Below are 12,990 nucleotides of genomic sequence, written 5' to 3'. Positions count from 1 at the left end.
GGGCAGGCACAAGGCCTGCCCCTACGGTAGCGCTAAACATCAAATCTGACTTATTTTTTATGATTATCAAAACCCGGGGTTGAAATGAAAATATTGGCTTTATACAGCATTAAAGGCGGCGTTGGTAAAACCTCAAGCGCGGTTAATCTGGCGTTTAACGCAGCTCAGGGTGGTTATCGTACACTGGTTTGGGATCTTGATCCTCAGGGTGCCAGCAGTTATTATTTTCGCATCAAACCTAAAATCAAAGGTGGCAGTAAGGATCTGATGGCCGGGAAACGGGAATTGGAAGAACTGATTAAAGGCACTGATTTTGATAACCTGGATTTGATACCCGCAGATTTTTCGTTCAGGAACCTGGATTTGCTGCTGGACGACAAGAAAAAGCCAACTCGGCAACTAAAAAAACGCCTCAATACCCTGGCAAACGAGTACGATTTTATTTTCCTGGATTGCCCGCCGAGTATTTCCTTATTGTCCGAAGCCGTTTTTGAAGCGGCTGATTTGTTGTTATCGCCTATAATTCCTACGACACTGTCTTTAAGGACGCTAGCGCAGTTAAAGGCATTTATCGAAGGCCATGATTTGAAAAATACCAGTCTTGTGCCATTTTTTTCCATGGTCGATAGGCGAAAAAACATGCACAAGGATATAATGCGCGAGGCGCTTGCCGATTATCCGGGGCTGTTAAAGACGTCCATACCTTATGCCAGTGATATTGAACGTATGGGGTTGGAGCGGATGCCGCTGGCTGCTTACAGCGGCAGAAGCAGTTCTGCTGAAGCTTACCATGAACTTTGGCAGGAGATTCTGGCCCGTACTGCCCTGTAAACCCAATAACCCTTTTCAAATCTGGAACGATTGAAAAGAACAAAACTAATCAAAAAGTTAGAAATGGGCTCCCCAAATCAAGTCGATTCCACTCAATTCCTGCAACAACAGCTACAGGCTGTCGTGGGGCTGCTTGAGAGGCAGGATCTGGAAAAGTCACTGGTCCGGAAGAGCACTTCAAGCCACCATGACCTGGAAGAAGCGCTAGTCAGCAAACAGCATCAAGTCCGGTTGCAGGAGCGGTTGTCCGATTTGCACCCAGCGGACATTGCGTTCATTCTTGAGTCCTTGCCCTTAGACCAACGCCAGACGGTGTGGGATGCAATCAAGACCGATTATGACGGGCAGATATTGCTGGAAGTGTCCGATGCCGTGAGGCAAACCCTGATTTCAGGCATGGAAGCGGAGGAGTTGGCGACGTTTGCAAGCAATTTGGATACGGACGAAATTGCCGACCTTGCCTCAGACATCCCCAAACGGGCGATGCTCAAGATTCTGCGGTCATTGAATAACCAGGAGCGCACCCACCTTAAAACCATTCTTTCCTATCAGGACAATCAGGTCGGTGCGCTCATGGATTTTGGCATGATTACCGTCCGGGATGACCTAAATTTAAGGGCCATCACTGCCTATATCCGCAAGTTAGGTAAATTGCCCGGCCATACCGATAAATTATTCGTCGTTGACCAGCATAATGTCGTCAAAGGCGTATTGCCTTTGCAGCGGTTGCTTACGCATTCGCCCACACAGCACGTTGCCGAAGCGATGGTCACGGATTTTGTCCAGTTCCAGATAGACGAAGACACAGCAGACGCGGCGCGGGCATTTGAACGCTATGACCTGATTTCTGCACCGGTCGTTGATAGCCAGGGTCAACTGCAAGGCCGACTGTGCGTCGATAGCATATTGGACTTCATCCGCGAAAAAAACGATGAGGATATCCTATCCCAAGCGGGCGTTGAAGAGGACGAAGACTTGTTCTCCAGTGTCTGGAAGTCCGCCAGAAACCGATGGGGTTGGCTGTTGATAAACGTTGCCACGGCTTTTGCCTCAACCCGGATTATCGACGTTTTTGAAGACACTATCTTGCAACTGGTAGCATTGGCCTCACTTATGCCTATTGTTGCGGCAATGGGTGGCAATACCGGTAACCAGACCAGTATGCTGATTATCCGGTCGCTGGCATTGGGGCAAATCAACGCGGTCAATGTGCGCCGGATGATAAAGAAAGAACTGACGCTTGCACTGCTGAACGGGACGTTTATCGGTATCCTTATCGGCCTGTTGAGTTGGGTGCTTTACTACAATTTGGCCTTATCTATAGTCATTGGTTCGGCCATGTTGATAAACCTTCTGGTGGCCGTGCTGGTCGGCCTTAGTATTCCCTTGGTGCGGTATAAGCTCGGTAAAGACCCAGCAGTAGGCACCAGCATCATGCTGACGGCTATTACTGATTCGATGGGTTTTTTTATTGTCCTGGTTTTGGCGAGGATGTTTTTGATTGGCAAGTAATCTAAGGAAACAGGCTCATTTTTGAAGCCGTCAGATAAAGGCCGTGGTTTTACAATTTAATACTGTTACTACGCTTGTAATTCTGCAAAACGCCATAATATTGGTACTTGATACGGTTTGCTTTATAATCACAAGCAAGACACACGAGTGATTATTCATTCGGATTAATCCAAAGCCCGCCATCCGGTTTTAGCTATTCAGGTTAAGCAATGACATCGACACCATTCCCCATACAAGATTACGCATTGCTCAGCGATGAAGAATGCGATGCCAAGATTATTGCCGCCAAAGCCAAGCTGAGTAAACGTTGTGTGATATTAGGCCACCATTATCAGCGCAATGAAGTGTTTAAACATGCCGATTTTTCTGGGGATTCATTAAAATTATCCAGGGATGCGGCAGCGTCTGATGCCGAGTACATCGTCTTTTGCGGGGTGCATTTCATGGCGGAAGTATCGAATATCCTGACCCGCCCCGAACAGGTCACCATCCTACCTGATCTCGCGGCAGGTTGTTCGATGGCTGATATGGCTAACCTTATTAAAGTGCAAAAATGCTGGCAGGAATTAGGGCAGGTGATTGATGTCGATAATGAAGTTACACCCGTCACTTACATCAATTCCGCCGCCGACCTGAAAGCGTTTTGCGGCCAGCATGAAGGTATTGTCTGCACCTCTTCAAACGCACAAAAAATACTGGAATGGGGTTTTGAAAAACGGCCTAAAGCCCTGTTTTTCCCCGATCAGCATTTAGGCCGTAACACTGGCTACCGCATGGGCATCCCGCTGGAACAACTGGTGCTGTGGGATTTTAACAAGCCGATGGGCGGGTTAACCGAGGAGCAAATTAAGAACGCCAAAATCTTTCTCTGGGGCGGTTTTTGTTCCGTGCATCAGATGTTCAAGCCGGAACAGATCGATAATTTTCTGGCCAAATATCCGGAAACCAAGGTCATTGCCCACCCTGAAGCGCCGTTTGAGGTATGCCAAAAAGCCGATTACATCGGATCGACCACCTACATCTTGAAAACCATCCGCGCCGCCGAACCCAATACCCGCTGGCTGGTTGCAACCGAATTGAATCTCGTGAACCGCCTGCATGAAGAATGCAAAGCGGACGGTAAAAATGTCCATTTCATGTCGCCCACCTTGTGCATGTGTTCGACCATGTTCAGGACTGACCCGCAACATCTGGCCTGGGTGATGGAAAACTTGGCGGAAGGCCATGTCATCAACCAGATTTCCGTGCCACCGGAAGAGGCTAGATTAGCCAAAAAAGCTTTGGATAATATGTTGGCTATTCATTGACGCGGTAAGGCGCAATCTGTAGGGCGGAATAGGCGGTAGCCGTATTGCGCCGTATGTCGAATCAACACACAAGCCTAACTCAACGCTCCATCGGTCTCCGTTAACGCTGCGCCGCTGAGCTTTAGGTTAGGTGTCCCATGAACCATTAGAGGTAAATCGTGACCGGAGGACAACCAGTTGCATCGGAGAAACCACACATCCTATTTATTTGCGTTGGCAATACTTGCCGCAGCGTTCTGGCGGAATACATTACCCGCAAGAAGTTTGGTCGCTTCGTCGAGGTCGCTTCAGCAGGCATTCGGCCTGGCACTAGTGGCGATGCGTCCAACGCAATCTATATCTTGGAGCAACAACTCAATATAGATGCGAGCAGTCATACTCCCCGAAATGTGAGGGACTTAGACTTGGCAGCCTTTGATCTCCTAGTCGCGATGGATAAGCAGATCGCCAGAGACCTTCAACAATTCTTTCCATCATTGCCACTGGGTCGCATTATTCAGTGGCGGATCGATGATCCATATGGCGATGATCTCGAGGAATACAAACGTTGTGCAATCGTCATCTCCCAAGAACTCAAGAAGCTGCCGTTGCTCCAAGCGGTACAGAAATGTTGAATGGGACGCGTGACCGTACGCTTCAAGCGTGTCGTTATTTTTGCAATTATTTTCCGCTAACGGTTTAATAACCCCCCGATGAAGAGCCTCATAAATTCAACAACTCAGCATGTCCTTGTGGCATCATTACCAACATTCGTATGGTCGAGTTACTTTCCTGAACTAGTCACACTTAGCGTGCCAAGCAAGCAACTTATTTCGCCGCTGCCTTATTTCCCTGATAGTGCAGCGTTATTCGCCGTTATTGCAGACCGTCCGTGGGCTGTTTTTCTCGATAGCGGATACCCGCACAGCCAGCAGGGTAGATACGACATTATTTCCGCAGAACCGGCGATTACATTGGTCACGCACGGTGAAATTACTCAGATTACCCGCAACGGCACAGCGATACATTCCAGTCATGATCCTTTCGATCTAGTGAAGCAAGAACTGGTCGCTAATCCATGCGAAGGATTTGCAGGTTTGCCTTTTATCGGCGGGGCAATCGGGTATTTTGCTTATGATTTGGCGCGTCGTTTGGAAAAGCTTCCTAATATTGCCGACGATGCGGAACACATCCCTGAAATGGCCGTTGGCATCTATAACTGGGCGGTTGTTGTCGACCATCATCAAGGCCGTAAGGTGGATTAGCCGCGCAAATAGACGATTTGTCTATTTTGTTTGTCCTTTGGGCGCGGCGTAATCCACCAATACGGTGCTCATTCGACCCCCAAGGATGGGAGTACGACAAATGGCATGGAACCATTGCCGCAAAATGGCGGATTACGACGTGCAGGAAACCTTTACTTATCTGAAGCTTGAAATGCTTGCGCGTCTAATCCTCCCTACGTTATATTCAAAACCGCTATTCTTACATTTGAGCAATAATGCCCAAAAAAATTAGAGAATTAATCAGCCAGCTTGAAAAAGCTGGTTTTGTGAACCGAGGCGGAAAAGGAAGTCACAGGAATTTTGTACATCCCACAGTAATGAAGTCGGTAGTCATTTCTGGAAAAGCAGGGGATGATGCTAAAAAGTATCAAGAAAGAGTTGTTGAAGCAGCAATAGAGGAGTCAAAAAAATGAACGAACATTATCGTTATGTGAAAATCGTAGAATGGTCAGATGAAGATCAATGCTTTGTAGGAAGTTGCCCCGGTCTTTTTTACGGAGGCTGTCACGGTAACGATGAGAAACAGGTTTTCGCTGAACTGTGTAAAATCGTCGAGGAAACCATTGTGCAATACAAACATGAAGGCAAATTTTTGCCACCGACAACATCAGGTAAAGACTACGCGAACAAAATGCTCAGTGTTGCCTAATCCGTAGGCTGAGTTGGTAACCCCAGCTACTATCCGAAAATTCTGGGCTTATCAACCCAAGGCGGGTAAATTGTATAGGGCGTAATCCGCCAACGGTGGTGTTTATCGAAATGGCGGATTACGATGCGCGGAAAATATTTACTTATCTGAAAATTAAGAGGTTTTGCGCGTCTCGGCAACAGCTCCATGCGTTGCCCTACCTCCTGCTCCATGCAGTCGTAATCCTCCCTACGAACCTAACGAATAGTCTAATAATTTCAACAAGCAAGCCCATCCGTGGCATCATTACCAACATTTGCATCGTCGAGTTACTTTCCCGAACCGATTACACTTAGCGTGCCAAGCAAGCAACTTATTTCGCCGCTGCCTTATCTCACTGATAGTGCCGCGTTATTTTCCGCCATTGCAAATCAGCCGTGGGCTGTTTTTCTCGATAGCGGCTATCCGCATAGCCAGCAGGGCAGATACGATATTCTTGTCGCAGAGCCGGTGATTACATTAGTCACTCATGGTGAAATTACGCAGATAAACCGTAACGGCTCTGTGGTACATTCCAATCATGATCCTTTCGATCTGGTGAAGCAAGAACTGGTCGCCAATCCATGCGAAGGATTTGCAGGTTTGCCTTTTAACGGCGGGGCAATCGGGTATTTTGCTTATGATTTGGCGCGTCGTTTGGAAAAGCTTCCTAATATTGCCGACGATGCGGAACACATCCCTGAAATGGCCGTTGGCATCTATAACTGGGCTGTTGTTGTCGATCATCATCAACACCGGAGTTTTTTGGTGGGGCATGGGTGCGATGAGTGCCGCTGGCAAACATTAATCGAGTTGTTCAGCAAGTTACCCATTGAACGCCACAAAGGTGATTTTAGGGTGACCAGTGCGGTCAAATCCAATATGGATAAGGTTAGTTACACTCGCGCCTTTCAAAGGATTAAGCATTACCTTAAAGAAGGCGATTGCTATCAGGTCAATCTTTCCCAGCGCTTTGTTGCCGATTGTGTAGGCGATCCCTGGGTTGCTTACCAAATGTTACGGGAGATGAATGCAGCGCCATTCAGCGCTTACCTTAACTACCCTGAAGCGCAAATATTAAGTTCATCGCCAGAATGTTTCTTAAAATTGGTCAATGGCCGGGTTGAAACCAAGCCGATCAAGGGCACAAGGCCGAGAAGGGCTTATCCCGCTGAGGACTGGCGACAAATCGATCTGCTACGCAACAGCCCTAAAGATAGGGCGGAGAACCTTATGATCGTTGATTTGCTTCGTAACGACTTGAGCAAGACCTGCAAAAAAGGTTCGGTACAAGTCCCGGCCTTGTTTGCCGTGGAAAGTTACGCCACTGTGCACCATTTGGTCAGCACAGTGACAGGTATATTGGCAGACGGACAACATGCGCTGGATTTATTAAAAAGTTGTTTTCCCGGCGGCTCAATTACCGGTGCGCCAAAAATCCGAGCGATGGAAGTGATCGAAGAACTGGAACTTAGCCGACGCGGCATTTATTGCGGCGCTATCGGTTATATGGGGTTTGATGGCAATATGGACAGCAATATTGCCATACGTACCTTGGTGCATTCGAATGGCACGATACGTTTTTGGGCAGGTGGCGGTATCGTCGATGATTCCGATGTCGAAGAGGAATATCAGGAGTGCTTTGATAAGGCCACGGCATTGCTAAAGTTGTTGAACAAGTTAAGGGTTGGATGATTGTTATCAAACTTGGCGGTAGCCTGATGGCATCAGGCAAGCTCCAACAGTGCCTGGACAAGATTGAACACTGTTGTCAAGATAAGGCGGTGGTCATTGTGCCTGGAGGCGGCGTGTTTGCGGATCAAGTCAGGTATGCGCAACAGCAATGGCACTTTGATGACAGGGCCGCGCACCTTATGGCAATCCTAGCCATGCAGCAAATGGCCTTATTATTTAATGGAATAAAACCACACTTTTTGATAGCAGCTTCAATAGACGAATTAGGAAAATCTATCAGCCAGCCAGGTGTTACTATCTGGTCGCCTGATATTATTGAGCTTGATAAGGCCGGTATTCCGCCTTCCTGGGATATTACGTCCGACAGTTTGTCGGCATGGATAGCTAAAACGCTAGGCGCGGATGAACTTATCCTTGTCAAATCTGTTAATATTGACGCTGATTTCGATGTGCTGAAACTTGTGCAACAACAGCTTGTCGATGTGTCGTTCTATGAATTCATCAAACAAACATCCTTTAAAGTAAACGTCGTACATGCAGAAGACTTCTTATCATAGCCCCAGAAAATCGCTATCAAATAGTTTGAGGAAAACAGTTTTTGGCTTGCTGGGTCGATTTTTCTCGAAAGTATTCAGAAATTTTTATTACAGCGCCCGAGAATCTATCGGCGAGCACAAGCGCGACATCGTGGTATACCAAGTGGAACAGGCTTGCTCCAGCCTTCAAGAAACCAGGAATGAATTTGAAGATGCGCTGGTAAAGTTTAAGTCGTTTGTCTACGTTAATGAAACGTCCTTAGAGCAAAAGTACAATCTGCTGAACAGGCAATATCAATTTTGCCGGTCGAAATCTGATGCCGTGAGCGACAGGATACAGGCGATTGAAGAAGTGAGCCATGCCTTATTTGCTGAGTGGGAAAGTGAACTGAATGAATATTCTGACCGCATGCTGCGTAACAACAGCAAACTACAACTTAAGGCAGCGAAACAGAACTACGTGCGGCTGATTAAAACCATGCGATTGGCCGAAGCAAGAATTCAGCCAGTGCTGTCAGCCTTTAAAGATCAGGTGTTGTACCTCAAGCACAATCTTAACGCCCGTGCCATTTCCGCGCTGCAACATGAATTTATTGAGATAGGCATTGATATTTCCCAATTAATCCAGGCGATGGAACTGACGATTTTGGAAGCCAGCCAGTTTGTGTCGCTATTGTCAAACCAGAAAGCGTTACCGGTTAGGGGTTCTTAAATCGTACAAAATCGTCCCATTTTTCCTGCTTTCGTCCTGCTTTGTACTGCCTTTTCGATGTTCTTGTTCGATCCTTTCCTTGTCAAATTGGGCGATCATTTCTTCCCAGCTACTATATTTCTCGTAGCCTTTAAAACCGGTAGTCTTGCGTTGTTGATAAATTTCTTTTGCCATATCAATAATTTCCCAAGGTGATTTGCCGTCTACGGCATCCAGAAATACGTCTTCAGAACTGTTGGCATCCCTTATCGTCCAGAACGAGACTTCAAACTCAACTTTATTATCGGGAGGAAGTCTTTCTTTGATAGTTTTGACCGACCGATATGCAGTTCTTGCCGTATGGCCGTTAATCTGTTGGCCTCTACCACAGGCAGTTAGCGCTAAACACAAGATAATAAAAAAAAGCAGGGGTGATCGTTTCATATTGTTGTGCCTCGTGTGATGTATCTGTCCATGATAGGGTATTCATGGTTATTACTGTTAATATATGGCGCTGTGTGGTCTGTTCACTGCCCAAATATTCGATGCTAAGCGAAGTTATGGGGCATTTAAAGGAATCTCTAAAAATTCAAAAAATCTCCTTTTCCTTTATGACTTTTGGTTTAGCTATTTAGTGTTGCGGGTTTCCGTATAACACTAAATAGCTAAACCAAGTAAAATGTAAGCCAATTATAAACTTAAGCAAACTCAATATGCTGGAATTTATACAGTTACTAAAACAGCGTTACCAGTCAGTATTAAGCCAACTGAGCGATGAGTCAAATAAATCACAATATCAGCAACGCATAGATCAACTGATTTTGGCAGAAGCGTTTCTTCGCAAAGGGCAACTGTTCAATTCCACGCCTGGACATCCCCTACAGATAGCGGTGGTCGGGCCGACCCAGGCCGGTAAAAGCTCCGTGGTTAATGTGTTGTTAAATAGCAGTGCGGCAGGAGTAAGCCCGTTAGCCGGATATACCATGCACCCACAAGGCTTTTGTGATGGCGTAACGCTTTCGGCTTGTAACGGTTTGCAATGGTATTTCGGGCGATTCCAACAGGTGCAGCAAAGCCAGCTATCCAAAGACCGGCACGATTGTTATTCCTTAACCCAAAATCCGGTAGACTCCACGTTTTTACCTGGCTGTGTAATCTGGGACACGCCTGATTTTGATTCCATCGATTCGGGAAATTACCGAGAAGGTGTCATCAGGACGGTGGCACTGGCAGATATGGTCATATTAGTGGTCAGTAAAGAGAAATATGCCGACCAATCCGTTTGGGACATTATGGCGGCGCTGGAAGTCCTGCAACAGCCGACCATCATTTGTTTGAACAAGTTGAGTGAAGGTTCGGAAGCCTTATTGTTCAATTCATTGAAAGATAAATGGCAGCAAGTCAGAAAAGATGAATTTCCCGAAGTCGTGCCCTTGTATTACCAAAAACAGACGGGAATGCCGCAATGGCCTGATTCCCAGCAGCTTCAACGGTTAGCGGGGCAGGTCAACCGTAAAAAACAGCCTCGATTAGAACAGGAATTGCTGCAAAAGCAATGGCAAGTCTGGCTTGAGCCCGTGCAAGCAGAGCATCTATCATTGAAGGACTGGCGGGGTTTGGTCGATCAAGTCATTCAGCAAGGGTTGGATAGTTATCAGCGTGATTACCTCAATCACCCACATCATTATGAAACTTTCCAACATGCGTTGGCAGAGTTATTGAATTTGCTGGAAATACCCGGTTTGGCCGGGGTTTTGGCGAATACGCGCAGGGTGCTGACTTGGCCGATCAGGAAAATGATGAGCATAGGCCGCAAACGCCTCCATATTGCCGATAGCAGCCAGGAAATCACCTTGCTCAATCAAATTGCCGAACACGTACTGATTCAAATGGCGGACAAGTTGTTAAATCAGGCGGAACAAAACAGGCAAAGCCGGTGGTGGAAAGAATTTAGCAGTTTGCTACGCACACAACGGGCGGATATTCTCAAAGATTTTGCCGATGCCGCGCAGCGCTATCATCTGACTTTCCAGGAAGAAGTCGAAAATACGGCAAATCGCTTATACCACAAATTACAAGAACAACCCATTATACTCAATAGCTTGCGGGCAACCCGAGTCACTGCCGATGCTGCCGTTATCGCTTTGGCATTGCACACGGGCGGCATAGGTATGCACGATTTGGTGATTGCGCCAGCCATGCTGACAGTCACCTCCTTATTGGCAGAAAGCGCGATAGGAAGTTACATGGGTCGTGTGGAAACGGAATTAAAACAGCACCAATTAACGGCTGTCAAACAGGCGTTATTTACCGAGAGCATGAAGAAAAAACTCCTGGAATTGTCCGATCAATTATCCTCAGTCACTTATTTTAATATTTCTCCTGAGCAGTTACAGCAAGCTGAATCACAACTCATAGAAAAGCGCCATGGCTTACAATTACTCTGATCTAGTAGAAAAAACAAAGCGTTGGACTGAACAAGCGTTAGCGGCCGGTTGGTTAAACCAGGAAGCGGCGCAAGCTTTGTGCGATTTTGATGCCAGAACGCCAGAAGCTTTATTTAACCATAACGGCTCAAGGCCACTCATTGTCGCATTTATGGGCGGTACCGGCGTGGGCAAAAGTTCCTTGCTGAACCGGCTTGCTGGCAAGGTGATTGCCAAAGCGGGCATAGAAAGGCCGACTTCACGCGAAGTCACCCTATTCCATCATCGGGATGTGGCGATACAGCATTTGCCGGAAAAATTGCCCATCGAAAAGATCAGGATTGCCCAGCATGATGACGGGACTAAAAAAAATATCATCTGGATTGATATGCCCGATTTCGACAGCACCGAACAAAGCAACAAAGTGTTGGTTTTCGAGTGGTTACCGCATATCGATGTGTTGATCTATGTCGTGAGTCCCGAACGTTACCGGGATGAAAAGGCCTGGCGCTTGCTGTTGTCCGAAGGTAGCCGTCATGCCTGGTTGTTTGTGCTCAATCAATGGGATAGGGGGCAACAGGCGCAATATGAAGATTTTAAGCTGCAACTCGGTAAAGCGGGTTTTGTTGAGCCTATCATTTTCAAAACCGTGTGTGCAGAAAGCGCTTATCCTGATGAATTCGCATCGTTGGAATCGACCATTTTGTCATTGTCAAACAAGCATGTAGTCGCAGAACTGGAACAACGGGGCACACAAATTCGCAAGGATGAATTAAGGCATAAACTCCAGGCGATTCTCCATGTTTTAGGCTCCCAGTCCGCTGCAAAACAGGCCGAAGAACGCTGGCAAAGCCAGTGGCAAACTACCTCAAGCCAATTACAACAAGGTTTTATTTGGCCTATCCAGAAGCTGGCCGCGTACTATGCCGACCATGCCACTGACCTAATAGCCAATCCCACGACGGGTACCGCACAAACTGACCAAACGGCAACGGTATTATGGGACGATTGGGCGCAAGCCCGCTTTGGCGATGCCTTGGACGAATTTATCGTCAAAGTCGATGAACTGGGCTTGCCCGTTGCGCCCCTGAAAAATCAACTGGTCATCGTCAGAACCAAAGCGCCCAAGATCATCCAAGCGCAAAGCGAATTGCAAGTCAGGCAAGCACTAGCCCATCCCGGTAACGTGTTACACCGGGCTTTTTTGAAGTTCGTCAGGTTTTGTGAAATTGTCTTGCCGTTAGCCGCAATAAGCTGGGTCGGTTATCAAGTGTTTATCGGATATTATGACAGCAACACCACTGATAAAGCCTATCTCGGCGTAGATTTCGCTATCCATAGCAGTCTGTTAATCCTCATAAGCTGGTTAATACCCTGGTTTATCATGAAAAAACTCAAACCGTCTCTCGAAAAAAGCGCGTTAAGAGGGCTAAACAAGGGGCTGGACAACGCCATCAGTATGATAGATGGGGAAGTGCTAGGAATTGTAGGAACCGTAACAAACCAACATACCGAACAACTGCGGCAGGTTGCCGAGATAACTGAGCAATGCAGTGCTGGCGATAGCTATAAACCAGAGAAAATAAGCCGTGACAATCCGCTGACACGGATGTTGATTAATTAAAATATAGGTTCAAGGTTCAAGGTGTTAAACCTGCTGTTTTGTGCCTTTGGCCTTTAGCCTTTAGCCTTCAATCCTGTATCTGCGATAGTTACAAAACAAATGGAATTATCTTGGTAATGTCTGGTCTCAACCGTTAGAATAACAATCGAGGGGGCGACATGGCTTCGACGTGGGTAGCGAAACCTTGAGTGCATGCCGAGGACTGTACACCTCGTAAATAATACAGAAAATAAGTATTCGCAAATGACGAAAACTACTCGGTGGCTTTAGCAGCTTAAACCCTGCACCACCTCTCTGACTGTGTGTGCTTATGCGTGCAGCGTCCTTCGGGACATTCAGGGATCATCTTACGTAAGATCGTGCCAGGGCTTAGTTCGGAGCCTAAAGCGCTAAACCCAATCGAAATCGCTGGTGATTTTCTTGGCCCGACGGGTAG

General features: G+C 47.0%; 13 protein-coding genes and 1 other RNA gene. 13 read left to right on the top strand and 1 reads right to left on the bottom strand.

Translation table 11 applies throughout. The features are described from left to right. Positions 1–84: 84 nt before the first annotated feature. The 10 genes from ACLQ6D_RS11575 (at position 85) to ACLQ6D_RS11530 (ending at position 8,525) form a co-directional block, all read left to right on the top strand. A complete protein-coding gene (locus tag ACLQ6D_RS11575) occupies positions 85–831 on the top strand; it encodes a ParA family protein (protein WP_411727443.1) in 747 nt (248 codons plus the stop codon). A 63-nt stretch (positions 832–894) separates the two neighbouring features. Then, positions 895–2,343: a magnesium transporter gene (gene mgtE / locus ACLQ6D_RS11570; RefSeq protein WP_411727441.1), complete on the top strand. Its 1,449-nt coding sequence runs from the start codon at positions 895–897 to the stop codon at positions 2,341–2,343. A gap of 209 nt (positions 2,344–2,552) precedes the next feature. Beyond that, positions 2,553–3,650, top strand: coding sequence for a quinolinate synthase NadA (gene nadA / locus ACLQ6D_RS11565; protein ID WP_411727440.1), 1,098 nt, complete (start codon positions 2,553–2,555; stop codon positions 3,648–3,650). A 158-nt stretch (positions 3,651–3,808) separates the two neighbouring features. Then, entirely contained in the window at positions 3,809–4,264 is a 456-nt protein-coding gene (locus tag ACLQ6D_RS11560) for a low molecular weight phosphatase family protein (protein WP_411727439.1), read from the top strand. A gap of 177 nt (positions 4,265–4,441) precedes the next feature. Next, the gene (locus ACLQ6D_RS11555; RefSeq protein WP_411727438.1) at positions 4,442–4,894 is read left to right on the top strand and encodes a hypothetical protein; all 453 of its coding nucleotides are present in this window, start codon (positions 4,442–4,444) and stop codon (positions 4,892–4,894) included. Positions 4,895–5,130: 236 nt separating this feature from the next. Beyond that, the gene (locus ACLQ6D_RS11550; protein WP_411727437.1) at positions 5,131–5,328 is read left to right on the top strand and encodes a type II toxin-antitoxin system HicA family toxin; all 198 of its coding nucleotides are present in this window, start codon (positions 5,131–5,133) and stop codon (positions 5,326–5,328) included. Then, positions 5,325–5,564, top strand: a complete 240-nt coding sequence (locus tag ACLQ6D_RS11545; protein ID WP_411727436.1) for a hypothetical protein — start codon at positions 5,325–5,327, stop codon at positions 5,562–5,564. Before ACLQ6D_RS11550 ends, ACLQ6D_RS11545 begins: the two co-directional genes overlap by 4 nt. A 336-nt stretch (positions 5,565–5,900) precedes the next feature. Beyond that, complete coding sequence (gene pabB / locus ACLQ6D_RS11540) at positions 5,901–7,277, top strand: aminodeoxychorismate synthase component I (protein ID WP_411727434.1); 1,377 nt, start codon at positions 5,901–5,903, stop codon at positions 7,275–7,277. Continuing rightward, positions 7,274–7,834, top strand: a complete 561-nt coding sequence (locus ACLQ6D_RS11535) for a uridylate kinase (RefSeq protein ID WP_411727433.1) — start codon at positions 7,274–7,276, stop codon at positions 7,832–7,834. The genes pabB and ACLQ6D_RS11535 overlap by 4 nt, the downstream gene beginning before the upstream one ends. Positions 7,835–7,859: 25 nt before the next feature. Further along, complete coding sequence (locus ACLQ6D_RS11530; RefSeq protein WP_411727432.1) at positions 7,860–8,525, top strand: DUF2959 domain-containing protein; 666 nt, start codon at positions 7,860–7,862, stop codon at positions 8,523–8,525. Here ACLQ6D_RS11530 and ACLQ6D_RS11525 read toward each other — a convergent pair. After that, positions 8,505–8,948, bottom strand: a complete 444-nt coding sequence (locus ACLQ6D_RS11525; RefSeq protein ID WP_411727431.1) for a hypothetical protein — start codon at positions 8,946–8,948, stop codon at positions 8,505–8,507. The genes ACLQ6D_RS11530 and ACLQ6D_RS11525 overlap by 21 nt on opposite strands. A gap of 269 nt (positions 8,949–9,217) precedes the next feature. On the opposite strand from ACLQ6D_RS11525, the gene ACLQ6D_RS11520 reads away from it, so the two are divergent. From ACLQ6D_RS11520 to ssrA, 3 genes are all read left to right on the top strand, one after another. Continuing rightward, on the top strand, positions 9,218–10,951 hold the full coding sequence (locus tag ACLQ6D_RS11520; protein WP_411727430.1) for a GTPase: 1,734 nt from the start codon (positions 9,218–9,220) through the stop codon (positions 10,949–10,951). After that, positions 10,932–12,554 carry a GTPase gene (locus ACLQ6D_RS11515; RefSeq protein WP_411727429.1) on the top strand — a complete coding sequence of 541 codons (1,623 nt, stop codon included), beginning with the start codon at positions 10,932–10,934 and terminating at the stop codon, positions 12,552–12,554. Before ACLQ6D_RS11520 ends, ACLQ6D_RS11515 begins: the two co-directional genes overlap by 20 nt. Positions 12,555–12,703: 149 nt before the next feature. Then, positions 12,704–12,990: a transfer-messenger RNA gene (ssrA, locus tag ACLQ6D_RS11510) on the top strand; the annotation flags it as partial.

The sequence above is a fragment of the Methyloglobulus sp. genome, from assembly GCF_046714055.1.
Classification (GTDB): Bacteria; Pseudomonadota; Gammaproteobacteria; order Methylococcales; family Methylomonadaceae; genus Methyloglobulus.
Note: the sequence above shows the minus strand (reverse complement) of the source record. Positions and strands in the feature narration are given on the sequence as shown.